Annotated in this window: 17 protein-coding genes; 9 read left to right on the top strand and 8 right to left on the bottom strand. The window is 42.9% G+C overall.

Going from position 1 to position 25,843, the window contains the following annotated elements; genetic code table 11:
• Nucleotides 1-346: 346 nt before the first annotated feature.
• From H2245_RS06635 to H2245_RS06620, 4 genes are all read right to left on the bottom strand, one after another.
• Nucleotides 347-706 carry a YbeD family protein gene (locus H2245_RS06635; RefSeq protein WP_220464394.1) on the bottom strand — a complete coding sequence of 120 codons (360 nt, stop codon included), beginning with the start codon at nucleotides 704-706 and terminating at the stop codon, nucleotides 347-349.
• 182 nt (nucleotides 707-888) lie between these two features.
• Entirely contained in the window at nucleotides 889-2,808 is a 1,920-nt protein-coding gene (gene rpoD / locus H2245_RS06630) for an RNA polymerase sigma factor RpoD (RefSeq protein ID WP_182406616.1), read from the bottom strand.
• A 500-nt stretch (nucleotides 2,809-3,308) separates the two neighbouring features.
• Nucleotides 3,309-5,528, bottom strand: coding sequence for a DNA primase (locus tag H2245_RS06625; protein ID WP_182406615.1), 2,220 nt, complete (start codon nucleotides 5,526-5,528; stop codon nucleotides 3,309-3,311).
• 188 nt (nucleotides 5,529-5,716) lie between these two features.
• On the bottom strand, nucleotides 5,717-6,868 hold the full coding sequence (locus H2245_RS06620; protein ID WP_182406614.1) for an outer membrane protein assembly factor BamD: 1,152 nt from the start codon (nucleotides 6,866-6,868) through the stop codon (nucleotides 5,717-5,719).
• A gap of 792 nt (nucleotides 6,869-7,660) precedes the next feature.
• On the opposite strand from H2245_RS06620, the gene H2245_RS06615 reads away from it, so the two are divergent.
• The 6 genes from H2245_RS06615 (at nucleotide 7,661) to H2245_RS06590 (ending at nucleotide 15,079) form a co-directional block, all read left to right on the top strand.
• Nucleotides 7,661-8,782 (top strand): RluA family pseudouridine synthase, encoded by a 1,122-nt coding sequence (locus tag H2245_RS06615; protein ID WP_182406826.1) that lies wholly within the window; start codon nucleotides 7,661-7,663, stop codon nucleotides 8,780-8,782.
• A gap of 51 nt (nucleotides 8,783-8,833) precedes the next feature.
• Nucleotides 8,834-9,805 carry a polyphenol oxidase family protein gene (locus H2245_RS06610; protein WP_182406613.1) on the top strand — a complete coding sequence of 324 codons (972 nt, stop codon included), beginning with the start codon at nucleotides 8,834-8,836 and terminating at the stop codon, nucleotides 9,803-9,805.
• A gap of 76 nt (nucleotides 9,806-9,881) precedes the next feature.
• Nucleotides 9,882-10,493 (top strand): flavodoxin family protein, encoded by a 612-nt coding sequence (locus H2245_RS06605; RefSeq protein WP_182406612.1) that lies wholly within the window; start codon nucleotides 9,882-9,884, stop codon nucleotides 10,491-10,493.
• A 769-nt stretch (nucleotides 10,494-11,262) separates the two neighbouring features.
• A complete protein-coding gene (locus H2245_RS06600; protein ID WP_182406611.1) occupies nucleotides 11,263-12,690 on the top strand; it encodes a cytochrome c in 1,428 nt (475 codons plus the stop codon).
• Nucleotides 12,691-12,776: 86 nt separating this feature from the next.
• The gene (locus tag H2245_RS06595; protein WP_182406610.1) at nucleotides 12,777-14,375 is read left to right on the top strand and encodes a flavin monoamine oxidase family protein; all 1,599 of its coding nucleotides are present in this window, start codon (nucleotides 12,777-12,779) and stop codon (nucleotides 14,373-14,375) included.
• Nucleotides 14,376-14,425: 50 nt separating this feature from the next.
• Nucleotides 14,426-15,079 carry a cytochrome c gene (locus H2245_RS06590; RefSeq protein ID WP_182406609.1) on the top strand — a complete coding sequence of 218 codons (654 nt, stop codon included), beginning with the start codon at nucleotides 14,426-14,428 and terminating at the stop codon, nucleotides 15,077-15,079.
• Nucleotides 15,080-15,250: 171 nt separating this feature from the next.
• Here the strand turns inward: H2245_RS06590 and H2245_RS06585 are convergent, their stop codons facing one another.
• The 4 genes from H2245_RS06585 to tolQ all read right to left on the bottom strand — a co-directional run bounded on the left by H2245_RS06585 (nucleotide 15,251) and on the right by tolQ (nucleotide 19,117).
• Entirely contained in the window at nucleotides 15,251-16,543 is a 1,293-nt protein-coding gene (locus H2245_RS06585) for a PD40 domain-containing protein (RefSeq protein WP_182406608.1), read from the bottom strand.
• Nucleotides 16,544-16,705: 162 nt separating this feature from the next.
• On the bottom strand, nucleotides 16,706-17,728 hold the full coding sequence (locus H2245_RS06580; RefSeq protein ID WP_182406825.1) for a cell envelope integrity protein TolA: 1,023 nt from the start codon (nucleotides 17,726-17,728) through the stop codon (nucleotides 16,706-16,708).
• Between the two features lie 194 nt (nucleotides 17,729-17,922).
• Entirely contained in the window at nucleotides 17,923-18,381 is a 459-nt protein-coding gene (gene tolR, locus H2245_RS06575) for a protein TolR (RefSeq protein WP_182406607.1), read from the bottom strand.
• A 4-nt stretch (nucleotides 18,382-18,385) separates the two neighbouring features.
• On the bottom strand, nucleotides 18,386-19,117 hold the full coding sequence (gene tolQ, locus H2245_RS06570) for a protein TolQ (RefSeq protein WP_182406606.1): 732 nt from the start codon (nucleotides 19,115-19,117) through the stop codon (nucleotides 18,386-18,388).
• 470 nt (nucleotides 19,118-19,587) lie between these two features.
• Here tolQ and H2245_RS06565 point away from each other — a divergent pair, with 470 nt between their 5' ends.
• From H2245_RS06565 to H2245_RS06555, 3 genes are all read left to right on the top strand, one after another.
• On the top strand, nucleotides 19,588-20,883 hold the full coding sequence (locus H2245_RS06565) for an NCS2 family permease (protein ID WP_182406605.1): 1,296 nt from the start codon (nucleotides 19,588-19,590) through the stop codon (nucleotides 20,881-20,883).
• A gap of 639 nt (nucleotides 20,884-21,522) precedes the next feature.
• A complete protein-coding gene (putA, locus tag H2245_RS06560; RefSeq protein ID WP_182406604.1) occupies nucleotides 21,523-24,762 on the top strand; it encodes a bifunctional proline dehydrogenase/L-glutamate gamma-semialdehyde dehydrogenase PutA in 3,240 nt (1,079 codons plus the stop codon).
• Nucleotides 24,763-24,773: 11 nt separating this feature from the next.
• A complete protein-coding gene (locus H2245_RS06555) occupies nucleotides 24,774-25,466 on the top strand; it encodes a 1-pyrroline-5-carboxylate dehydrogenase (protein ID WP_182406603.1) in 693 nt (230 codons plus the stop codon).
• Nucleotides 25,467-25,843: the final 377 nt, after the last annotated feature.

The raw sequence follows: 25,843 nt of genomic DNA, 5'->3' as shown, positions 1-25,843 counted from the left end.
ATAGCGTGTGGGTTAGTAGATAGGCACAATATAGCGGGAAAATTTTGAAAATGCTATATTGATTTTAGAGGGAAACTATGTTGCCAGCAGTTGATGGCGGGCGTAATGTTTAGCAAAGGGCGATGGGGCAAGGGATAGGCGAATTCATAAAAAAAATAAAATAAAATGCTTGTATTTTCTTGTAGCAGCAACTTTGAAACAGTTGGTCATTTAAGCGCTCGCGACTTTGTAATGACGGGCGCTGATTGTACCTGAGACCACAAAAAATCGCCACCCAAAAGCATGACGATTGCGATTACTGTCAGTTATTTATTTTGAAACTAGGTATTCATTTAAAAAGTTCAGACTACATAACGATGCGTACTGTTTTCGCGCTATCAAGTGCGGCATACAGTGTGTTCACTTGCTCAGCGGTAGTTAGGTATAGATTAACGCGCGCAGAGTGAAAGCGCCCCGTTTTGGACGGTTTGACTTCGATGGATGCTAAATCAAAATCAGGAAACTGACTACCGAGAATCAGCTTTACTTCATTTAATAAAGTTTCGTGTTCACCTTCATGACCGATGATGCTCATCGGATAATTCATTGGAAAATCCCATAATTCAGGATTTTGAATATCGGTTTTTTTACCTTTTATTTTATCATTGCCTAACGATATCTGAGAGACGTTGACATCTTTTTTAGGTTTTTGTTGATTATCGCTCATGGTAGAGTCCTCAATGCTATTTTATAATGGGGTTTAGATGTTGCTAGTATTTTAACAAATATTTTAACAATAGATTATCGAATAAACACAAAAAAGCTGAGACGCGCTCAGCTTTTTGGTCATATATTTTGCGATACAAAAAGATAATATGCTAAAAAGCTACTGTCTTTATAAGGCGCTTATCAGTCATTTTCAAGGAAAGAGCGCAGATGTTCAGAGCGTGATGGATGGCGCAATTTACGTAAAGCTTTTGCTTCAATCTGACGAATACGCTCACGCGTGACATCGAACTGCTTACCAACTTCCTCTAGCGTATGATCGGTTGGCATATCAATACCAAAACGCATTTTTAACACACGTGCTTCACGCTCAGTCAGGTTGCCTAATACATCACGCGTGGCTTCACGTAGACCGGCAGCTGTAGCATCATCAACAGGGCTTGAAATAGTACCATCTTCAATAAAATCGCCTAGGTGCGAGTCTTCATCATCACCGATAGGGGTTTCCATAGAGATCGGTTCTTTAGCGATTTTAAGCACTTTACGGACTTTAGCTTCATCCATCTCTAAGCGTTCGCCTAATTCCTCAGGCGTCGGCTCGCGTCCCATTTCTTGTAATAATTGACGAGAGACCCGGTTAATTTTATTAATGGTCTCAATCATATGCACTGGAATACGAATGGTGCGCGCTTGGTCAGCGATAGAGCGGGTGATTGCCTGACGAATCCACCATGTCGCATAGGTTGAGAATTTATAACCACGGCGATATTCAAACTTATCAACCGCTTTCATTAAGCCAATGTTACCTTCTTGAATCAAATCCAAGAACTGTAAACCACGGTTGGTGTACTTTTTGGCAATAGAGATAACCAGACGTAAATTGGCTTCAACCATTTCTTTCTTAGCACGGCGGGCTTTAGCTTCACCAACTGCCATACGGCGAGCGACGTCTTTCATGTCGTGGATTTCCATGTCGAGCTTATGCTCATAATCACGGATAGCACGCTGTAAAAGAATCACATCGTCGGTCACTTTTTCAAGCGTCGCGGCAAATCCAGGCTTACCTTTTAGACGTTCGGTGAGCCAATCGACGTTGGTCTCGTTACTTGGGAAGGTCTTACGGAACTCTTCGCGCGGCATACGACCACGGCGAATGACCAGACGCATGATTTGACGCTCTTGCTTGCGCACATCGTCATAAACGTCGTGCATAATGGCCATGACTTGGTCTGATAAGCGGTTGTTGAGCTTAAGCATCATGAAACGGCAGGCAAGCTGTTCATACGCTTCGCTTGCTTGTACGCTACCACGACCATAATCTAGCAATGCTTGTTTGGCAGTGATGAATAAGCCTTCAATTTCTTCCAAACGCATGCGTACTTCTTCTGGATCAATACCACCAGTTTCTTCTTCGGCATCGTCGTCTTCAACCACATCTGCTTCTTCTTCCTCGTCATCATCTAAGTCGACTTTGGCTTTAGATTTTGCTTTAATGACAGGAACTTTCTCTTCTTTCGCAGCGGCGGCTTCTTCTTTTGCTGCCTCTTTCGCAGCTAACGTTGCCGCTTTATCTTCCTCAGTTTCAGGATCTAAAAAGCCAGTAATGACGTCAGAGAGTTTCTTTTCGCCATCTTGGACTTTTTGATATTCATCTAGTACAAATTGCACTGTTCCCGGCCAATAAGACATAGCATGCTGAACATCACGAATACCTTCTTCGATGCGTTTGGCAATGGCAATCTCGCCTTCACGGGTAAGTAGGTCAACCGTACCCATTTCACGCATATACATACGTACAGGGTCAGTGGTACGACCGGGATCGGTCTCAACCGCTGCTAATACGGCTGCTGCTTCATCCGCTGCCGATTCATCGTCGTTAGAATCGTCATTCATCAAAATGTCATCAGCATCAGGTGCTGATTCAAAGATTTTGATACCAACGTCGGTTAACATCTGGACGATATCTTCGATTTGATCACTTTCTGTGATCGAGTCAGGCAACTGATCATTCACCTCAGCATAGGTCAGATACCCTTGCTCTTTACCCATTTGGATTAAGGTGGCCAGTTGAGATGTGGACTTAGAAACTGACTTATCGTTCATAAATACTCACTTTGTTTGCGTCGGGAATCTTCATTATATGACCTGCTGAAACGTGATGCGGGGTGGGCGTTGATCGACTCTATATGGTGACCAAAAAACGTCAGGCGTATCATTAATAATAAAAATAAATGGATATTAATAAAACTTAAAATCTCAAATCATTCAAAGTCTTACTTAAATAATATAAATCTTTAAAAAATGTAATTGGTAGGGCGAATATTAGATTTTAAACCCTAAAAATAGTTGTCATTAATATGCGGTAACAACATATAGTAAACATGACAGCGGCATATTTTAACACAGTCTATATAATCCAGACTATGGCTATCCGTCAAGGTGCTGCTAAACCGTCATAATCTGCTGTTTTTCACCATTTCATTATAAAGGCTTGTTGCGCATAATCATTAATAATGGGGTTAAGGCGTATAGTTTTAAAGGGCTAACCCATTATAAGTAATTGTTTAAGCGACCATTTAAGCAAAAGTGAGCCAAAATATATGTTAAACGCTAATCATTTGCGCTGATTGTTCCGCTTGCTGCGCGCGTAGCCAGTCATTGAGTAATTGCGTTTGCTTGCGCACAATAGCCAGCCTAATAGTATCGGGGTTTTTTATTAAATCTTGCATCTTTTTTTGCATACTATTATTAATCAGCTGCATCACTAAGGTTTCAATTTGCTCATCCAGACTCAGAATGTTTCTCGCAGTTAAGGTTTTAAAAAATCCACCCCAACTGCGACTAAGCGATGCTTGAGTAATTGGCTCTAGATTGGACAAAATAAAATGTGCCGCGGCATTTACATCCGTTGGGAGGCACTCTAGGCAACGCTGAGTGGTATTGACCACATCGAGTAGAGCATTATCTTGCAGGTCTGCCCAAGCAAGTGGGCGATTGGCATCGGTCGGCGCTCTTTGCTGAATGTGTGCTGGTAAAGTAAGGCGGTCGATACCTGCTTGCTGCCAAATCGCTTCAATAGGGTCATCGCGGAGCACACGCGGCTGGAACAATAAACACAGCTGTAACTGCTGGCTGATGGTCATATCGCCATCAAAGTTTAATAAAGCGTCTTTTGCTTCACTATTTTGGCTGCGTCTACCGCCAAGTTTTTGGTAAATGTCATTGTTCAGTAGATAGCGAAAGCTGCTGCCTTTTGGCAATGCTGCCGTCAGTGCACGCACTTGTGACATGAGCTTGGCTTTACCTTCAACCAAAGATAAATCGTGGCGCTCACTTAAATAAGCAAAAATATATTGCGACAATGGCATGGCATTGACGATTTGCTCACGCATGGCATCTGCGCCATTACTCTTAATAAAGGTATCAGGGTCATGACTGTTAGGTAGGGTTAAAAAGCGTAATTCTTTATCATCGCTTAAGATGGGTAAGGCAATCTCAAGGGTGCGCCACGCGGCTTTTTGTCCCGCACTATCACCATCAAAGCTTAAGGTTAAAGTTGGATTTAGCGTTAATAAGCGTGAGATTTGACTCTCGTTAATCGCCGTGCCCATCGACGCCACCGCGCCATAAATGCCAGCTTGGTGTAAAGCAATCACGTCCATATAACCTTCGACCACCAGCCAGTCATTTGCCCGCTGTTGGCGTGACTCATAATAGCCATACAATACATGCTGCTTATGGAAAACAGGTGAGTCCGAAGAGTTAATATATTTAGGCTTTACCTCATCATCTAAAGCGCGTCCACCAAAGCCAATGGTGCGACCTTGATTGTCTCGAATTGGAAAGATAATCCGATCGCGCAGCAAGTCATAATCGCGTCCAGAATCAGATTGGCGCACCAAGCCCAATGCTTTAAGACCTTCGATATCCTGCGGAAAAGCATGTTCAAGATGTTGCCAACCAAAGGGCGCATAGCCAAGCCTAAAGGTCTCTAAGCTTTGCTCAGTTATACCGCGCGACTTAAAGTAATGCATGGCATGCGGATGGCTGGTCAAATTCTGCTGATAAAACTGCTGAATTTGGATCAGTAATTCGTATAGATTACCGTCTTTATCATGAACTATATTGTCTGCGCTATCGCTACCAAAGCCTGCATGCATAGCATCACCTGGCGGATAACTATGCGCCCCTTGATGCTCACCTTGATGTTCGTTGTGATGTTTTGAGCCATAATTACTGTCGTAGTTATCAGTATAGTTAGCGCCATAACCGTCAGCCATATAAGGCATTGAACTATAGTTATCTGAATCATAACTGTCTAATGGGGGGTAATCTGCATACCCATTACTATCATAATCTGTCTGCTGTTGTGGTTGCTGCTGATTGTCTAAAGTAGAGCTGATAGACGGCACATCAATAGCTTTAACCGGATTTTTAGTGCTAACAGGTGGGCTAGATACTGACGGTGATTGAACAGATTTCGGCTTAGGCTTAGCTTTCGTGCGTTGATAGCGCACGTTTTGTTGCTCTTCTTTTGGTACTTCAATGCCTGTTTGCTTAGATAATTCAGTGACCGCTTCCATAAAGGTAAGGTTTTCATAATCTCGCAAAAAGCTGATGGCGTTACCGCCGACACTACAGCCAAAGCAGTGGTAAATATTTTTTTGCGGATTAACATAAAACGAAGGCGATTTTTCCCCATGAAACGGACAGCAGCCTTTATATTCACCACCAGCACGTTTCAGTGTGGTATGACGACCAATGATGCTGATAAGGTCAGCTTGGCTGTTTAATTGTTCAAGAATATGATTAGGGATACTCATACAAAAAATAGTTCACCACTAGGTAATAATAAAATCAGTAACAATAAAAATAATGAAAATAGCTCTAAAAACGGCTAAAAAAAGAAAAATAAGGTCAACCAGACAGTTGACCTTATTTTTAGCATAAGTTGTATGATAACTAGCAATAATAATCGCGACTAAATGGGGTCAGCTTTCTAGAACGATTATTATTTATTAGGAAGCGTGGTACGGCGCGTTGGATTGGTGTTTTGTGGCTCAACGACCGCATCTGTTGCCGCGTCAGAAGCGCTGCCTTGTCCTGTTACCTGTTCAGTAGCATTTTCTGGTAAACCTAAACCAATATTAACGCCGCTACGAGCAGGTGCCAGTGTAGCGCGCGACGCTGTATTGCCAGCATTAGCTGCAGGTAAGGTCAGCTTGGCAGCATCATAAATCATTTGCGTTTTTGTCGCGCCGTCATATTGACCTTCAGTAAGTGAGGCACCTTCCACGGTTGAACGCCCCAATTGACCAAAGGTAAGTTTATTCAACCATGTGCGATCCGCTTTGGTACTTAATTTTACGCGCCCATCAGCGGTTATCCAGTTTGGATAATTGATGCGCAATAGCGTTTTATAATCATTTGCCAAATCCGTCAGCCCAAGCTGTTGATTACTATAAGCCAAAATAGCAATGGCTTCAGGTACTGATTCGCTCAGTGGGTAATATTGGAAAGTCCACTTGGCGCGATTCGCTGCGGCAACATAAGCATCACGTTTGATATACCAGTTGGCAGCGGTCAGCTCACTTTGGGCAAATTGATTGTAAATAAACAGCATCCGTTGCGCCGCATCTGGCGCATAAGGGCTGTTTGGATATTTATTAATCAGCTCTTGAAAATTAGCAAATGCCAAACGCAAATAGGCAGTATCACGCTTGGCTTGATTGGTTTTGAAAAGCTTAATGCCTTCCGATGACCCTTGCATATTGGCAACACCGCGCACGTAATAGGCGTAGCTGACTTGCGGGTTAGAAGGGTATAGACGAATAAACTGCTCAGCACTAGACGCTGCAGTTTCATAGCTGCCGCTGGCGTACTGGGCATACATCATATCGAGCAATGCCTGTTCAGAAAACTGACCAGTAGGATAAAAGGTACGCAGATTGGTCAAGTCTTCAATGGCTTGAGTATAGCGACCTTTATCAATTTGGGTAATGGCGTCACGGTAATAGTTCTGCTCAGATTTCTGCGCAGTTTCTATCGTATCGGCATCTTTATTGGTCAAGTTTTTAAAGGTCTGACAACCCACCAAATTGACACTTAACGCCAATAAAGTGATTGATGATAGCTTGATAAACGTGTTGCCAACAGGGCGCATACTTCTCTCCGCACAAGATGAATAATAACAATAGCGCTATTATGCTATAGAACTGGTTAATGATAAAAATCTGTTATTGCAAAGGCATATATACAGGTCAGTGAAACATTTAATAATAATGTCCATTACCGCTGCATAATCACCTGCAAAGTTACCTGCAAAATATCGCCTACTTTATAGAATAAAGTGCGTCTCGTCTATTTTTTCGTCAGCTATTTTGTAGTTGACGGGCGCGCGATGATAATGTGCTATTAATAACCGTAACGTATTTTGCCCACAGTTTAGCATGGTAAGCGCTTTGGGTGAGGGAGAATCGTGCTGAATAGTGGTATCTATATTTTTGAGTTCTGTTGTTGATAAGAGTCTTAGTAAATTATCAATGCGCATTCATTTTAAGCGTGTTACGTAGAGGTAAGATGGGGCAAGCAATAAGCTAAAAATATTCGATACTCACACATCTGTGTTAACCAATGCATAGATAACGCAGGGTAGCTATATGGCTTGAGCGTTGGTCATGCTACACTATAGCGACATTAGACTGGTTTTTATTGCCGATATTATTATTTTTAATGGCTAAAAATTGTCTATCTTTTTTATAAAGCTCACGATTGTGACTTTGCTATATATTAACTTGCCATGAATAATGATGCTATGACCACAAATATAACGAATAAATCTATGTCTAAATCTATGCCTGAACCTATCTCTAAAACTAAGCCAGATACGCCTTTATCAGAAGCAGAATTATCAGGGCAGATGCTTGCGGATACAGATGACTTGTTAAATGAGCCGATGCTAGATGATAACGATTCACCATTTTTTGATAACACAGAAGGTGAAGATATTGATGACGATATCGAAAACGACAGTATTGACGATGATGACGTACAAGATGATGACGCGCCTGCTACGAGTTCAGGACTAGATGTGATCGATGAGACATATATAGTTACTGAAGCTGAAAGCGGGCTGCGTATTGATAAGATTGCCTCTCTAGCCTTTACCAATTTTTCACGTGCTCAGCTGCAAGGCTGGATCAGTGACGGCAGCTTGCTCTATAACGGTGCGGTGCAAAAACCTAAACTGCGCTGTAAAGCAGGTGATGTATTGCATCTTTCGACCACTTTGCAACAGCATAGCCATGATTTGCCAGAAAATATCGATATTGATGTGGTCTATGAGGACGATGATGTCTTGGTAATTAATAAGCCAGTTGGTATGGTCGTGCATCCAGGTGCGGGCAATCAAACTGGTACATTGGTTAATGCGTTGTTGTATCACTATCCGCAGCAGCATCATTTGCCACGAGCAGGTCTGGTGCACCGTATTGATAAAGACACTTCAGGGCTATTGTTAATTGGTAAGACCAAGCCTGCCCAAATGGCATTAATGGAACAGCTTAAAGATAAGTCAGTTTATCGTCATTATCGATGTGTCGTTGCTGGTGATCAGGCAAGCTTGATGCGCCATCGTCGTATTGATGCGCCTATTGGGCGTCACCGTAATCAGCGCACCAAAATGACCGTAATGACTGCTGGACGTGAAGCCGTCACCCACTTGTTAAATGTCACACCATTAAATGATAATTATTGCTTATTAGATATTGGACTTGAAACTGGACGCACGCACCAAATCCGTGTTCATTTGAGTCATATTACTTATCCGCTGGTTGGCGATCGCGTCTATGGTGGGCGTCGTCAGTTGCGCTCCGGGTTAACCGAGCAGCAGCGTCAGGCAATCGGTAACTTCCCACGTCAAGCGTTGCATGCCTATGCCTTGGGTTTTGTGCACCCTGTTACGGGTGAAGATATTGAAGTCACCACACCGATACCAGAAGATATGGAAAAGCTGATAGCGGTATTAAGTGATGGCTACGACGAAGAATTAAAAAATGAGCGCTATAAGCTATCATGACTGTAAACTGTTATGAGATAGAAAGACGATATCTAGGATAATACCCATACTATGACTCATAATTTTCCTATGATGGTACTTGCGACGCTTGGTGATGTGACCGTTTTCCAGACGGCAGCTTTTGCTGATGCTGATATGGTGTCAAATGATATGGGGTCAATAAGTCGTCAGCACATGAACCAAGTAGGGCAGCCAAGTTATGGTAAAGGGAATGTAGGTCTGCATGTGAATGACCATGCGACAAAGGTGTTAGATAACCGTATGAGTTTGTTAGCAACCATAAATCAGCATCTTGCTGCCAAGCACAAATCGCCTATTGAGAGTTTGCACTGGGTTAATCAAGTGCATGGCAAACAGATATATGATGTGGATGTTAATCAGTTTAGTATGCAGCCATCCGATGCGGATGCGCTGGTCAGTCAGCAGTCTAATGTGGGACTGGCAATCATGACTGCTGACTGTGTTCCTATCGTCTTATATCAACCAAGCACTGGGAAAATAGCTGCTATTCATGCAGGTTGGCAAGGGCTGGCATGTGGCGTTATTAAAGCCACTGTAGAGCGTTTTACTGACACGACTCAGATTACGGCGTGGATAGGGGTTTCTATTAGCCAAGCAAATTATGAAGTGGACAGTCAAGTTAGCGATAAGCTATTATCCGGTTGTATAAAAAACCAATTGTTAACAGATAAATATATTCAGGAGTTTGATAAGCTATTCTGTGCAGTCGCTCCAGCTAAAATTAAATCTATCGATAAAAGTTTGCAAAATAATGTTGATAAATGCGTAAATAACGTTACAATAAGCCCTAACAAAGTCAACATAGACTTACCCAAACTTGCGGCTTATCAGTTATTAAGTTTAGATGTCGAAATTGGCAATGAAAGACAGCGCTTTTGTGGTTATGCAAATGAGCAATATTATTCTTATCGTCGTCAGACTCATTTGAAGCAGCCTGCAACTGGTCGTATGGCATTGATTATTGCGCGCAATGTTGAAACATTGACAGAGTTGCCTGAGTAGAATTGTTTTATCTGTTTCTTTTTATCCTCATTTTTAATTCGTTTTTATCATTTATGACTAGAGTATTAGAGTTTGTATGAATACACCTGTAACGCCATCTTTACAGCCTGCTAATGGCACTGATACTCCGTCTAATGTCACGTTCGCCGTCATCTATCATAGCAGTTATGGTCATACCAAGCGCGTTGCTGAAGCAGTCGCCATGGGTGCGCGCCAACAGTTGCCAGAATCACAGGTTAAAGCGATAGATATTCATGATGTGGATTGGGATTTTGTAGATGCCGCAGATGTGCTGATTTTTGGCAGTGCCGTCTATATGGGTAGTGCACCAGCAGCGTTTAAAACCTTTATGGATGAGACCTCAAAACGCTGGTATCATCGCAAATGGGAAGGAAAATGGGCGGCAGGATTCGCCAACTCTGGCGGTTTAAGCGGCGATAAACTTGCTGTATTACAACAAATTTGCTTATTCGCTATGCAGCACGGGATGAATTGGATTGGTATGCCGCTGATGCCAACAGGTCACAATGAAAATGATTTAAATCGTCTATCCAGCTTTTTAGGCTTAATGACCCAGTCGGTGAATGCGCCACCTGAAGAAACGCCAGGACAAGGAGATATTGACACCGCTATCTGGTTTGGCGATCATGTGGCAAAAACAGTGCTTAAGCATCAGCCTGCAAGATAAACCAACACCCTAATTTTTTAAATTAGCCAAAGATAAATAAAAAGAGCAGATACTAGAATAAGTATCTGCTCTTTTTATTTATCTACTGTCATGCCTAACTGCCTACCGATTGTAATTAATGTCTCATTTCGTAGGCGATACTTCATCAATATAGGAAAAGTGACTGGTAACTGGAATAGGACTTTCAACAAACTGAAAAGACTGACAACCGCTTAGAAGCGTTAATACCACAAGTAAGCAGCTCAAATTAAATATTTTCATAATGATTCTCATCATAATAAATCGTTGGCGATAGCATCTTGTACAAGACTGAAATAAACATCGCCAATAAAAATTAATCTATATATATGCTATTAATAGAGGTAGATATTATATAAAGGCAGACATTATAGTAAGTTAATGCCTTCATTTATATCTTTTCTTCGCTTTTGTTTCTATCGCTATATATCAAGTAACTATTAAATTTTTTTATATGGCGGAGAACCAGCTAATTTATCTTAATACCATCTTTTGTAATTCATAAATGATAATGTATCAATAAATTCTGTGTTTAGCTTTACTGATAGTTATGTAAAGAAATTAGAGAGATAAGTTAATAACCAAGCAATATTGACGAAATAGTTTTACTGTAATAGGGCAAAGCAAACACTTTTAAGCAATATATGTTTTATAACAGCAAAAGCTGCTGCGCAGAATTGAGAAGAATTGATATAAGTAAGCTATTTAAAGGACTTAAATTATTATAAATAGCCCGCGAGATGAGGATGTTATGAAGCCATTTTCTATAATGCTATCGATGCTTGCTATGGGCGTCATATCCAGTACCGCCATGGCTGAGGGTATCATGTTACCCAATGTGAGCCCTGCTAATAGCGACCTTGCCAACCGAGGTGCTTATATCGCTCGCTCTGCTGACTGTGTGGCATGCCATGGCGAAAACTATGCTGGAGGCTCACCGATTGCCACACCGATGGGCGATATTTATTCAACCAATATTACTCCATCCAAACGCTATGGTATTGGTAATTATACCAAATCTGATCTTAAAAATGTTTTGCATAAAGGTCGTGCTCCTGACGGTATGCTTTATCCTGCCATGCCGTATCCTTCATTTAGCGGTATGACTGATAATGATATTGATGCGTTATTTGCTTATCTTCAAACCGTGCCAGCAGTGGATGAAGCCCCGGAATATGAAACCAAACTACCATTTCCGTTTAACTTTCGTATTTTAATGGTCGGGTGGAATGCGATTAATGTTCCATCAACAGAAAAACGCGATGGATTGACTAAAGTACAGCAACGCGGTGAATATCTTGTTAATAATTTAGAGCATTGCGGCACATGTCACACGCCACGTAATAGTACGATGGGCTTTAATAAGCAAAAATATCTATCAGGTGCGCCTTTGGGTAACTGGCATGCGCCAAATATTACGCCTGACAAGTCAAGCGGTATTGGCAGTTGGAGTGAGCAAGATATCGTCACTTATTTGCGTACGGGTGAGCTTGATCAGCGTGCCTATGCAGGTGGACCGATGGGCGAGGCAGTGGCGCACAGTACACGCTATCTTAAAGACGAAGATTTAGGTGCGATAGCATCTTATCTAAAAGCAGTTCCTGCTATTCAAGCCGACGATAAAGTTACTCCTGTTGATGTGTCGCGTTTACCAAAACCAATTAACGAGTCTATTACTCATGATTTGATTGCTCAAATAGACTATTTAGAGCAAGCGAAAGCCAGTGTTGCAGGTGGTAGTAATTCTCCTGAAGCCCTTTATCTTGCGGCTTGTGGCAGTTGTCATGGTATTAATGGATACGGTCAGCCTGATGCTCGTTACGCGCCTATTGTTGGTCTGAGCAGTATCCGCCGTGAGAAACCTGACGCTCTTGTCAATGTTATCGTGCATGGGGTTGATGGCGCAACCAATACCAGTCCTAAAATGCCAGGATTTTCAGAAGATTTGAATGCAGAACAGATAGCTGGTATTGCCAATTACGTTCGTGTTAATTTTGGTGGTCTTAAAGACAGTAATGTCAGTGTTGCTGATGTTGATCGGATTATGACCACCAAACCTGCTCAGCCTTTTTTGATTAAATATGCAGGAATATTAGCAGGGCTTGGCATCATCGTAGCATTGCTACTACTTGGTTTATTGGTACGCTGGTTATTGCGTCGGAAGAGTCATACTTATTAATAGCGCTTCGACTCACTAATAATCAGTTGATAATAATTAAGACAGTTTAGATATGATCTGCTTGCAAGATCTAAAAGGATAGGACGATGACAGACACGCTTAAGTCCCCAACACGCCGGCAATTACTCAGTATGATTGGTAAGACGGCAGGGGCAACCGCCATGTATCAAGCAATGACCACTTTAGGGTTTGCCTCCGAGTCAAGCTTTAAAGCAGGAATGGACCTTAAAGGCGCGCCTCCTGGTGCCAGTATTATTATTTTAGGCGCAGGTCTTGCAGGTCTTACCGCCGCTTACGAGCTACGTAAAGCGGGTTATAGCGTCAAAGTGCTAGAATATCAAAACCGTGGTGGTGGGCGTAGCTGGACGGTCAATGCAGGTGAGAGCTATACAGAGCTTGGTGGCGAAGTGGTTACTTGTGATTTTGAAAAAGGCAATTATCTGAACGGCGGACCTTGGCGGTTACCTAGTCATCACTATGGCGTATTGCATTATTGTAAGAAGTTTGGTGTGGCAATGGAGCCGTTTATTCAAGAAAACTCGCGCGCTTATTTACACCGTGCCAATCATTTTAATGGTGTACCGCAGCGGTTGGGCGATGTGCAGGCAGATGTTAGAGGCCATGTCTCAGAACTGCTATCAAAAGCGGTGAATGTCGGTGGTCTCGACCGTTCAGTTAATACTGAAGATAAAGAAATGCTTCTTGAGGGGTTGAAAGGCTGGGGCGTGCTGAACAAAGACTACCGCTATGAGCGTAGTCATGACACAGGATTTTATCGAGGGTTCGAAGTGTATCCAGGTGGTGGCTTGATGCCGGAGTCGAAATCTTCCAAACCTATTCCGTTAAATGCCTTATTACAGTCAGGTATGTGGTCAGACTTATCCAATTTCACGACTTATAGCCATCATCCGACCATGTTTCAGCCTGTTGGCGGTATGGGTAAAATTGGTGATGCTTTCACCCGTGAATGCCAAGAAATGATTACCCTAAATGCTAAAGTCACCCGTATCAACCAAGATGATAATGGTGTGAGTGTCCATTATGTTGATACCAATAACGGTGGTAGTGTTGCAAAAATAGCTCGTGCTGATTGGTGTATCTGTACTATTCCATTAACGGTATTGACCCAGCTGGATGTCAATGTCTCAAAATCGATGAAACAGGCGATGGCAGCTGTACCTTATGAAACCTCATTTAAAGTTGGATTAGAATTCAAGCGCCGTTTTTGGGAAGAAGACGAGTGGATTTATGGTGGCGTCACTTACACTGATATGCCGATTACGCAAATCTCTTATCCATCAGACAATATGTTTGGCGATGGTCCGGGCGTGTTGTTAGGTGGTTATGGTTATGGTGCAACCTCTTATAAGTTCAATGCGCTAACACCCCAGCAACGTATCGATGCTGCACTGGCTTATGGCAAGCATATTCATCCGCAATATACGAAGGAGTTTAAGGCAGGTACGTCTGTGGTGTGGCACCGTATCCCGTGGACATTGGGCTGCTATGGCATTTGGAGTGAGTCCAGTCGCGCGCAGTATTATGATACGCTTTGTAGTATCGATAATCGTATTGTGCTGGCAGGTGAGCATTGCTCATATATTCCTGCTTGGCAAGAAGGCGCGATTTTGTCTGGGTTGGATACAGCAAAGCGGCTTCATCAAAGAGCGAAGCTTGCGGTATAGCTATCTGTCATAAATTAAGCTGTCACAGATTAAGAAATAAAGAGGTGATTATGAAAGATTATAAATATCCAGTCTTGACAGCCATTACTAGTATCAGCCTAGCCATGGTATTACTGTCCGGCTGCTCATCGGCGGATAAAGATGCACCGACTATTGCTGAGCCAGCGGGTAAAACAGCAAACGTCAAGCAGGCCGATACTGTCGATGGCTATAATGTACAATCCAGTCGTAATAATGGGGCTTGGGGCGGTGTCTATATGAGCCGTGAAGAGCTGGCTGAGCCACGTGGTAACCTTCTAGATGTTAAAGCGCTGCCAACGATAGCCGATGACCCTGAGCTAAAACAGTGGCATACTATCTTTGGCGATGACAACTCGTACAGCACCAACGATGGCAAAAAACTGTACCATGAATCATGTGCTGCCTGTCATATGCATAAAGGTGAGGGCGCAATCGGTGCAGGATATTATCCGCCCCTAGCGAACAATAGTAAAATGGAATCAAAATACTATATCATCGATATTTTAATTAATGGCTTCCGTGGTATGCCGTCGTTCCATAGGATGATGGATGATGAACAGATGGCGGCAGTCACTCAATATATTCGTACTGAGTTAAATGGTTATAAAGACCCAGTAACGGCTGAGGATGTGGCACAGCTTCGACATGCGATGCCATCAGATCTTGACCCTTGGGATCAGTGATTGCATAGTGAGTAGTTTTATGAGAAAAGATTGTATTGTCATTACTGCAATAAAGTTGTCAAATTCCCATTATTGAATTGTTAGTAAGTAATTATCAGTAAGGCATTAAAAAAGCGCTTAATAATATTATTAAGCGCTTTTTTGTACTTCATATTTGTTAATTATATAATATTATTTAGGACTTGCTGACCAGACGGGTGAGCGGATAATCCCTTGACCAGACTTGCCAAAAGATTGTCCGCCATTCAAAGATTTAATGGTTAACACGCCTTTACCACCTTGAGTTGAGGCATAGACCACGCGTTTACCATTAGGCGAAAAGCTAGGTGCTTCATCAATGCCCGTGCTGCCAAGGTTTGCCGTCACGCCACCACTACTGTTCATGATAGCAGCGGAACGTCCACTTAAAAAAGCAATTTGTTTACCATCGCTACTAAATTGCGGGCTGGTTGCATAACCGCCGCCAGATACTTTGGTGATACGTCTTGAACCAAACTCATAGCGATAGATTTGCGGCTTATTAAAGCCTGCTTTATCGGAGACAAAAACAAAGGACTTACCATCTGGTGCGTAGCTTGGCTGCACTTCACTGCTCGGCCAACTGGTTAAGCGTCTTGGCGTACCGCCGCTGGCGCTGGTTTCGTAAATGTGTGAGCTACCTTCAAAACTACTAGAGAACAGGATTTTACTGCCATCAGGGGAAAATGAAGGACTTAAGTTGCTGCCTTTAAATGGTGTGATGACAGTTGCCGCACCGCCGCTGACGTTTTGTACATAAATGAGTGGATAAGATTTGTCGCGTTGCACCGCGTAGGCAATGCGCGAGGCATCTGGCGACCACGATGGTGAGAAAATTGAGCCTTTTACTTCGGTAATGGTGGTTGCGTTTTCACCGTCCGCATCCATGACTTTTAGGCGTGATACTTTGTCTTTACCGCGTCCGCTTTCTTCAATATAAGCGATACGACCGGAGAAGTCACCTGGAATGCCAGTGATAAGTTCGTACACTTTATCCGCAATAACGTGCCCGGCATAACGCATGCTTGAGGCATCTTTATTAGCAGATAGGCTTTGTTTGCCTTCAATCACGCGTCCTGTCTTGACGTCAATGACTTCATAATCGGTGATAATCTTGCCGCGATCGGTTCGTGTGCTGCCAACGACCAAATAAGGAATACCTAATTGTTGCCAGACAGGCAATGTTCCTGCAAGCTCACTACTGCTGCGTGGCTGCTGGGGTAGGTTTTTATTGGTGACACTAAGCTCAGTTCGGCTTAAGTCGTTAAAAATAATGGGTGATAAAACAGAATCTCCAGCAAAAGGTACAAAAGCCACTTGGGTTTGCTGGACTGGAATCTCATAATCCAATTCTAATACCACGGGCGCGGCAAATAAATTAGGCGCAACGAGGAATCCCGAGGCGCTGGCAAGTAGGGTTATTAATAGTTTTTTATGGGTGCGCATGACCAAATAGAACTCCTGAAATCGGGGGATAATTATTTTTATAGAGCAGTTTTATAGACCATTTTTTATCACATGCAGGACTGACTAGCGATAAGTGAGTCTTATAAACGAGACAACTCACTTAATATAAAAATTGCTAGTATATCTCATTTGCGCAACGGCTTAATTGCTGCCTTTAAACTGTATGGTAAAGGTTGGATATTTAGGATCGTCAGTATCAATTGGTAAATTGCGCGTGCTCATCACTGCCTGTTTTGCGGCGTCATTCACGGCGCTATCTGAACCTGATGCAGAGACATTGACCACATCGCCACTGCTATTGACGGTAATGGTTAAGGTTGCGCGCTGGGTTGAGCCTTGAGCAGCGGTCGGTGGATTATAGTTTCGTTTGATTAAATTAATAATCTCGCTATTACTTGCGCCGCGACTGCCACTGGAGGCGGAGCGGCTACTGCCTTTAGAGGTACTAGACGTTGACGCATCCCCAGATAGTGTAGACTGACCGTCTGATAAGCTATAATTTTTACCGCCGCCACCTGAGCTTCCGGAGTTGATTTCTATATTACGCTGTGAGCTGGTAGGCTTTTCAATCTTTGGTGGGTTGTTTTTTTTGTCACGCAATTCTTTTAAGCGCGCACTTCCTTCATTATTATCGCTTTTTTTATTTTCTTCAATGCGTTCCAGTCGTTCAAGCGTTAACTCTTCTTGCTGCGCTGCCCATTCAGCAAGCTCACTTTCATACGATTGCGACTGCTCAGATAGGCGCTCATGCTGCTCTTGACTCATGAGTATGGGTGCTTCGCTATAGCCATCGGCAGGGTTGTCGGATTGCATAAATACAGGCACGCGCTGTGAAGTGGACTGCGCACTATTTGCGCCAGCATTATTGGCATTATTGCTATTAAATGGCTCATTGCTAACTGCGCCACTGGCATTGCTATCATTTTGCGTACCATCAGACGCTGCCGCGCGATTGGCAAGGATTTGCCCTTGCATCTCCGCCAGCTGTTCTGGAGATACCATTGTGGTCTCAAGACTACCTACGGTATCGACGTCCATATGCTGATAGGTATAAATCAATATCCCAAGCACGATACCATGTGCCAATACACTGAGCAGCGTAGGTAGCGTAATACCGTTACCTTCAGGTTCGGTAGGCACGTAGACGACAGGAGCAAGATTCATTATTTTAATATTCTTGGACACTTAAATACTCTTGGTCGTGATTTATCGAATGATAAATTAAGCAAATCTGTTTCATTATAACTTAAGATCGTAAGTTTTAATCATCAGTTACTAGTTGCAATAATGTCTATTAAAATATAAGTAGATTAAAACATAGGCACATTACAAAATAGCAGCTATAAAATATAGACATATTATAGTTTGGGCGTTGGTAAAGGCGCACCAGTCAATAAACCGACCTTTTGAATGCCTGCCTGTTGTAAGTTTGCCATCAGTCCCATAATCGCGCCATATTGATTATTTTGGTCAGCATTAATCATCACTTGTAAGGGCTGTAATGCGTCCGCCTTGCCTTTGGCTTGCAAGTTTGACAAGGTATCAATTAGCTCAGGTTCACTGATAGGTACATCAATATTATTTTCATAACTGATAAATATCTCGCCACTGCCTGTTAAGGATACAATCACGGGCAGCTGACTTTGGGTAATAGTTTTGGTTTGCTCTTTAGGCAAATCAACATCAACGCCTGTAGTTAGCATTGGCGTTGTGACCATAAAAATAACCAACAACACCAACATTACATCAATGTAGGGCACCACATTCATATCAGAATTGAGCGCTACTTTTTTACGGGCATACGGACTTGGTTTCATAGCATTATCGTCCTGCAACCTGACTAGCTTTGGCAACTTGAGTAGTGGCGGTCACAACCGTAGGATGCTCAGTACTGGTTTCACGCTGCAACATACCAGTCATTTCATCACAAAACAGGGCGCGTGAATCATACAGTCGACTTGATTTAGAAGTAAAATGGTTGTATGCCAATACTGCAGGGATAGCTGCAAACAGACCCATCGCCGTGGCAATAAGCGCTTCAGCAATACCTGGGGCAACGGTAGCAATCGATGCTTGCTCGTTTTGTGACAGTCCTAAAAAGGCATTCATGATGCCCCAGACCGTACCGAATAGTCCGACATACGGGGCGACAGAGCCAATGCTGGCAAGGGTAGCAATACCAGATTCGAGCTGCTGCTGTTGACGCCCAAGTCCTACGCGTAGTTTGCGCTCAACGCCATCAATGATATCGTCTTTTGGCTGGCGTTTTTTGTGCATTCTTAAATATTCAGAAAAGCCGACATAAAAAATCTGCTCAAGCCCTTGGCGGTCAGGTGAGCCTTGAATACCTTGATAAAGCTTGGCTAAATCTTCGCCTGACCAAAACCATGTCTCAAACTGCTCATCAAAGTTTTTAGCGGTTCCCAAACGCGCGCTTAGGCGAAAAATAATTACCCAGCTGACCAAAGATGCGAGCAACAATAACCCCATCACAATTTTTACCAGTAGGCTTGCTTGGGTAATAAGGTCAATAATATTTAAAGATTCGGGCATATAACAGACTCACTGACGATGAACAATAACCAATTTAAGCGGATGTATCTTATTCTTAAATTAGTGAAAACTTCTAATAACGAAGCTTATATAAGGGGTAAAATAAAGCGTACAAAAGTATGCCATAGTATTAGGATAATTCAGAATGGCAAGCGTATGCTGCCAATAATCTGCTAGTGTACTGCTAAAAGCATCAAAGGTCATTTATTAATATGGTTAATACTCAACTCTTGCGCTTTTATTAACGATTAAATACTTTCAAATATTAGTAAACTATTGTTTAATAAAATTATGGGAATGATTTTGTCTTAATTTAAGAGTGGGGGTATTTATTGAATTTGTAGGTAATATTCTCTAAAATGTTAACCTTTGTTACTATAGCTTTCTAATGAGAATATCCATTTTTTGACGTTATTTTCTTGGTTTTTACTAATTGTAACTTTTTCACTCTCCAGTTGGAAGCGACGCTCATGAACGCAATTGAACGCTATTTTGGGATAAACGGTGAAAATACCACGGTCAAAACAGAAGTTTTAGCCGGATTAACCACGTTTTTAACGATGGCTTATATCATCTTTGTGAACCCTAATGTCTTGGCAGAAGCAGGAATGGATAAAGGCGCTGTCTTCGTGGCGACTTGTCTTGCTGCGGCAATCGGCTGCTTTATTATGGGGATTTATGCTCGCCTGCCAGTCGCGCTGGCACCGGGTATGGGGCTCAACGCCTTCTTTACCTATGGCGTGGTGCTGGGCATGGGCTACGCGTGGCAAACTGCACTTGGCGCGGTTTTTTTGTCTGGGTGTATTTTTGTCTTACTAAGCTTATTTAAAATTCGCGAAGTAATTATTAATGCCATTCCCATGTGTTTAAAACAGGGCGTCGTTGCTGGTATTGGTGCTTTTTTAGCTTTTATCTCGTTACAAAGCTCAGGCGTGATTGTGAATAATGACGCCACATTGGTCGGTCTTGGCGACATGACGACGTTTTCACCCGCAATGGCAGCATTAGGCTTTATTGTTATTTTAGCTTTGTCTTATCGAAAAGTACCGGGTGCTGTGACCATTGGTATTTTATTGGTGGCGTTAGTCAGTTTATTAACCGGTCATACGCAGTTTACTGGCATCATGTCAGCGCCGCCGTCAATTGCGCCGACGTTCATGCAGCTAGATATTGCCGGTGCCTTTGATGTAGGAATGATCAGTGTCATTTTTGCCTTTTTATTCGTCGATTTATTTGATACGGCAGGTACGTTGATTGCTACCACCAGTCAAGCAGGTCTTATTGGTAAAGATGGTAAGATTCCTAACATGGGTAAGGCGTTACTTGCCGATTCAACGGCAACAGTAGCTGGTACCTTACTTGGTACTTCATCAACAACCAGTTATATTGAAAGTGTGTCAGGTATTGCCACGGGCGGGCGCACCGGCTTGATGGCAGTCACGGTTGGAGTGATGTTTTTACTCAGTACCTTCTTTGCACCGCTGGCAGGTATGATTCCTGCTTATGCAACGGCGGGCGCTATTTTTTATGTCGCCGTGTTAATGATGGCGACATTAAAAGATATCGAATGGGGTGATTTGACGGAAGCTGGACCGGTTGTAGTGGTGTTATTATTTACCCCATTAACCTATTCAGTTGCCGATGGTATTGCATTAGGGTTTATCACTTTTACTGCGGTTAAGTTACTAACGGGCAGATATGAGGAAGTAAGCATTCCGGTATGGATATTGACGTTAGTGCTATTATCAAAAATCATATTTTTATAGTACAAAGCGGCATTTTTTATAATGTAGAATCATAGTATTTGCAATATAGCGCTTTATAAAGAGTGAAAATAATTAAAAAACCTTCTTATCATTGTGCGATAAGAAGGTTTTTTTTGGAAAATGCAAAATATTTATTTATAAAAGTAATATTGAGAACAGTAAAGCAAAGTTATGAATCAGTACTAAAAAATAGGTGAGTTAGGTAATAGCAAACAAAAAGTTATGATTGAAACCATATATTGGTAAGATTATGGTAACTAATTGTTTTTAAAAGCTATACGCGCGTATGCAGCCAAATGATTGCATTAGTTTGCACCGGTTTTCCGTGATACCATAATCGAGTTAAGCGCATCACCTCAATCAACGCCGTAGAGGTTTTTCTTATAGTGAATAAGCGGTAAATCAGCGCACAGTTTTTTGCTAAATATGCTTTATTTGTTCTTTAAGAAGGCATCAATAAAGAGTAATCAAGCAAACATCTCCTGAGCTGATTTTATTCACGACCAACAAGAAGAAGGCACTAATGCCGCTTAGCTGATCGTTGTTGCCTTTGCATAATTGAATAGCACATTTAACTTTCAGAAGTGTAAATACTATTTTGCTTATGTTAATCCTCTATATGACCATTACGGAGTTGGTATGAACCCCTTAGATCAGTTTACCCCGCAAGAACCGATTTTATTTAATCCAACTGATTTGCTTGCGCCAGATTATATCAAGCAGTCAGCGGCTGAGCTGTATGCGCGTATTTCGCCTTTATATAGTGCTGACGAAGACCGCTGGTTGACGGCATTGTTGCCACTTGCTAAACCGACTGATGTAGAGCGTGACGCTGCTGCTGAACAGACACGCAAGCTGGTTGAGCATGTGCGTAATGATGGCAAAGCAGTCAAAATGGTAGATTCGCTATTATTAGAATATAGCTTAGATACCCAAGAAGGCATTTTGCTGATGAGTTTAGCAGAAGCGCTGATTCGAGTGCCGGATAACTATACGGCTGATGCGCTGATTCGTGACAAAATGAGCGTGGCGGATTGGAAAAAGCATTTAAAAGATGATAATGGTTTGATTGTCAATGCCTCGACATGGGGGCTGATGATGACCGGTCGTGTGGTTAGCATTGATAGCAGTACCACCGCGTCAGGATTTTTGGATCGGATGACCAAAAAGATGGGCGAGCCGATGATTCGTGCGGCAATGCAAAAAGCCATGCGCATTATGGGGCATCAGTTTGTATTGGGTGAAACCATCGAAGACGCCAACAAAAATAGCAAAAGTTACCGTGATAAAGGTTATACCTATTCATTCGATATGCTGGGAGAGGCGGCAATTACCAATCGCGATGCGGAAAAGTATTTTAATGACTATCTGCATGCGATTAAGGCAACTGCCAGTATCAAAGTAAAAGACGGTATGCCGAAGCCATCAGTTTCTATTAAGCTGTCAGCGCTGCATCCACGTTACGAAGCCACGCAAGAAGCGCAAGTGATGGGCTTACTGCGTCAACGTTGCCTGTTACTAATCGAAGCGGCTCGTGAGGTCAATGTTGATCTTAGTATCGATGCTGAAGAAGCGGATCGTCTTGAGATTTCACTAAAATTATTTGAATCGTTATATCGTGATCCGTTAACCGCTGGTTGGGATGGTTTGGGCTTGGTAGTGCAAGGGTATTCAAAACGTGCAATTGCGATTTTTGCATGGCTGGCGCGTTTATCTACGGAAGTTGGTGACCGCATTCCATTGCGCTTGGTAAAAGGCGCATATTGGGATACGGAGATTAAATTGGCTCAGCAAAAAGGGCTATCCGGATATCCGGTATGGACGCGAAAAGAAGGCACGGATACTGCGTATCTAGCGTGTGCACGCTTCTTATTATCGGAGCATTTACGTGGGCTAATTTGGCCACAATTTGCGACTCATAACGCGCATACGCTTGCAACCGTGATGACCATGAGTACGCACCGAGACTTTGAGTTTCAGCGCCTACATGGCATGGGTGATGCGCTCTATGACCATATTTTGCAAGCCTATAATATTCCGGTACGCATTTATGCACCCGTTGGCGCGCATAAAGATTTGCTACCGTATTTAGTGCGTCGTTTACTTGAAAATGGCGCGAACAGCTCCTTTGTCCATCAGTTATTAGACAAGTCTTATCCGATAGATAAACTGGTCGTACATCCGTATGACAAGCTGCTTGCGAATGATAATTTGCATAATCCCGACATTCCATTGCCACTGGATATCTATGGCTCGCGTCGCGCAAGTTTCGGTCCTAATATCTTTGTTGAGTCACAGTGGCACCCATTTAAAGCGGCGATAGATGCGCAATTAAATAAAACGTGGTCAGCAGCACCTATTATTAATGGACAAGCAGTCAATGAGTTCACAGTAGAGGGCGTATCTACTATCCTTGACAGCCATAAAGTGCGTGCTCCTTGGAATCATGACGTTATCGCTGGTGACGTGCGTTATGCCAACGCTGACGTTGCCAAACAAGCGATAGATGCAGCAGTGGCTGGACAAAAGGCATGGCAATTAGTATCGGCATCGCAGCGTGCGACTATTTTGCGAAAAATAGCCGATTTGTATGAAGAAAATTACGCTGAATTAATGGCATTATGTCAGGTAGAAGCAGGCAAGACGATTCAAGACAGTATTGATGAGATTAAAGAAGCGGTTGATTTCTGCCGCTTTTATGCCGATGAAGCTGAGCGTCTCGATGGCATCGTACATGAAATTACTGATTTATCCGGCATGCCGTTGCATCAAGTCTATAAAGCGCGTGGAACCTTTGTCTGTATTAGCCCATGGAACTTTCCATTGGCAATTTATACCGGGCAAATCGTTGCGGCATTGGCAGCAGGTAATACGGTGGTTGCTAAACCTGCTGAACAAACCAGCTTAATCTCTCATTTTGGTGCGCAACTCATGTATCAAGCGGGCGTGCTTCCTGAGGCGCTTCAATTTGTTACTGGTGCTGGCGACGTGGGTGGAGCTTTGACCACAGCAAATAACATTGCTGGCGTAATTTTTACCGGTTCGACCCAAACCGCGCAGCGTATTAATCAAAGCTTGAACGCTAATCCGCAAGCAAATGGTGAGTTGCCGATATTTATCGCTGAAACTGGCGGTCAAAATGCCATGATTGTCGATTCAACGGCTTTACCGGAGCAAGTGGTACGCGATGCGGTACTATCCGCCTTTGGGTCAGCAGGTCAGCGTTGTTCAGCATGTCGTGTCCTATGTGTGCAAGAAGAAGTGGCGGATGGCTTAATCGAGCTACTTCAAGGCACGATGGCTGAATTGGTCGTGGGCAATCCTACTCAGGTCACTACTGACGTCGGACCAGTCATTGATAACGATGCCAAAAAGGGGCTCGAAGCGCATATTGAACGTATGCAAGCTGAGCCAACTGCCAATATTTTAGCGCAAGCAACGATGAGTGCAAGCTCGGTAGTTAGTCAAGAGAAGTCTACTTTCGTTTTGCCAACTGCGATTGAAGTAAAAAGTATCGATGTCATCGGCGGTGAGCATTTCGGTCCTATATTGCACGTATTGCGCTATCAAGCACGCGATTTGGATAAGCTGATTGATGCTATTAATGCAACGGGTTTTGGCTTAACCTTAGGTATTCATAGCCGTATTGAAAATATCGTTGAACATATCGAGCGCCGCGCGCTGGTAGGAAATACTTACATCAATCGTAACCAAATTGGTGCGATAGTCAACGTCCAGCCTTTTGGTGGCTGCGGTTTGTCAGGAACCGGTCCCAAAGCTGGCGGTCCCCATTATGTCGCCCGTTTAATGCAGCTCACCACTAAACCTCTAGTAAGCGCAGACAGCGTTTCATTCTCTATTCAAGCCGATATCGCATAAGGAGTAGCAACATGGCGACTGAATTTAAAGAAAATCATGCCCAAATTTGTGAAGCTTGGCGATTATTGACAGCCATTGAACGCGCAAGTTATCTTGAACTGGCGCTGCCTAAATTGGCACTACTGACGGGTAATGCCAATAAAGCGCGGCGCTTGTTTGCTCATTTGTTAAGCTTTGCGCCAAAGCTTGATGACGTGCAGCGAATGATTGGTGCAACGGGCGAGTCTAATGACTTATATATTACGGCGCGTGGTAAAACCATGGTTATTGGTGGCGAATCTGCTAAAACCATGGCGATACTGGGACAATTGGTTGCTGCATTGTTAACTGGAAATGAGGTGATTCTACATTGTCCAAGCCAAGATGAGATGTGCATTGCTGCAGTAAAGGCGCTGTATCAAGCGGGCATTAGTGAGGATGTAATTAGCATTGCCAATGATTCACAAACCGTTACCTTATTGCATATCGATCGCTTAGCTCAAGTTGGCGTCGCTGGTAGTCGAGCTGAGGTGCAAGCCATTAGCCAAAAGCTGGCAGGTACTGATGGTATCCTGACGCAAGTAATTGCGGTCACAGATATGGTCGGCTTAGTAGAGATGCTAGCGCCTGATTATATGTATCGTTTTGTCACTGAACGGGTCAGAACCATTAATACTACTGCGATTGGTGGCAATGCCAGTTTGCTTGAGCTGGGAACGGAATAGATAGTCGGTAGCGATGAGTGAATATGGCAGCCATTTGTCCAACATCAAATATTAGAGTAAGCTATAAAATTAGCAGTCAGCACTTATTTTTCATGCAATGATGAATAAGGATTGATTGCCTTTTATGGCTTATCCTTTTAAGAGTGGCTCTTACGTTGTGAAATGGTGAAACCGACTGCGTTCATAGGTTTTTTTCGATTCGCCACATTGTTTTATTTCTAGCTTAGAAGTTATGCTTTTTAAGTTGCAAGTTAAATAAGTATGCTGCTAGTATAAGTTAACTCTGTAGTTATTTATCCATCACACAATGGCTCATCAATAGATTAGTAATTGTTTTTTAAGTAATAATTTTCTACAACTAACAAGGAAAGTTAGCT

The sequence above is a fragment of the Psychrobacter sp. GP33 genome (genome assembly GCF_014119005.1).
Classification (GTDB): domain Bacteria; phylum Pseudomonadota; class Gammaproteobacteria; order Pseudomonadales; family Moraxellaceae; genus Psychrobacter.
This window is presented reverse-complemented; position numbering and strand designations above follow the sequence as displayed.

Coding starts and splice junctions, on each gene's coding strand:
- H2245_RS06635 (WP_220464394.1), bottom strand. CDS start 706: ATGAGCGATAATCAACAAAAACCTAAAAAAGATGTCAACGTCTCTCAG.
- rpoD (WP_182406616.1), bottom strand. CDS start 2,808: ATGAACGATAAGTCAGTTTCTAAGTCCACATCTCAACTGGCCACCTTA.
- H2245_RS06625 (WP_182406615.1), bottom strand. CDS start 5,528: ATGAGTATCCCTAATCATATTCTTGAACAATTAAACAGCCAAGCTGAC.
- H2245_RS06620 (WP_182406614.1), bottom strand. CDS start 6,868: ATGCGCCCTGTTGGCAACACGTTTATCAAGCTATCATCAATCACTTTA.
- H2245_RS06615 (WP_182406826.1), top strand. CDS start 7,661: ATGCTAGATGATAACGATTCACCATTTTTTGATAACACAGAAGGTGAA.
- H2245_RS06610 (WP_182406613.1), top strand. CDS start 8,834: ATGACTCATAATTTTCCTATGATGGTACTTGCGACGCTTGGTGATGTG.
- H2245_RS06605 (WP_182406612.1), top strand. CDS start 9,882: ATGAATACACCTGTAACGCCATCTTTACAGCCTGCTAATGGCACTGAT.
- H2245_RS06600 (WP_182406611.1), top strand. CDS start 11,263: ATGAAGCCATTTTCTATAATGCTATCGATGCTTGCTATGGGCGTCATA.
- H2245_RS06595 (WP_182406610.1), top strand. CDS start 12,777: ATGACAGACACGCTTAAGTCCCCAACACGCCGGCAATTACTCAGTATG.
- H2245_RS06590 (WP_182406609.1), top strand. CDS start 14,426: ATGAAAGATTATAAATATCCAGTCTTGACAGCCATTACTAGTATCAGC.
- H2245_RS06585 (WP_182406608.1), bottom strand. CDS start 16,543: ATGCGCACCCATAAAAAACTATTAATAACCCTACTTGCCAGCGCCTCG.
- H2245_RS06580 (WP_182406825.1), bottom strand. CDS start 17,728: ATGAATCTTGCTCCTGTCGTCTACGTGCCTACCGAACCTGAAGGTAAC.
- tolR (WP_182406607.1), bottom strand. CDS start 18,381: ATGAAACCAAGTCCGTATGCCCGTAAAAAAGTAGCGCTCAATTCTGAT.
- tolQ (WP_182406606.1), bottom strand. CDS start 19,117: ATGCCCGAATCTTTAAATATTATTGACCTTATTACCCAAGCAAGCCTA.
- H2245_RS06565 (WP_182406605.1), top strand. CDS start 19,588: ATGAACGCAATTGAACGCTATTTTGGGATAAACGGTGAAAATACCACG.
- putA (WP_182406604.1), top strand. CDS start 21,523: ATGAACCCCTTAGATCAGTTTACCCCGCAAGAACCGATTTTATTTAAT.
- H2245_RS06555 (WP_182406603.1), top strand. CDS start 24,774: ATGGCGACTGAATTTAAAGAAAATCATGCCCAAATTTGTGAAGCTTGG.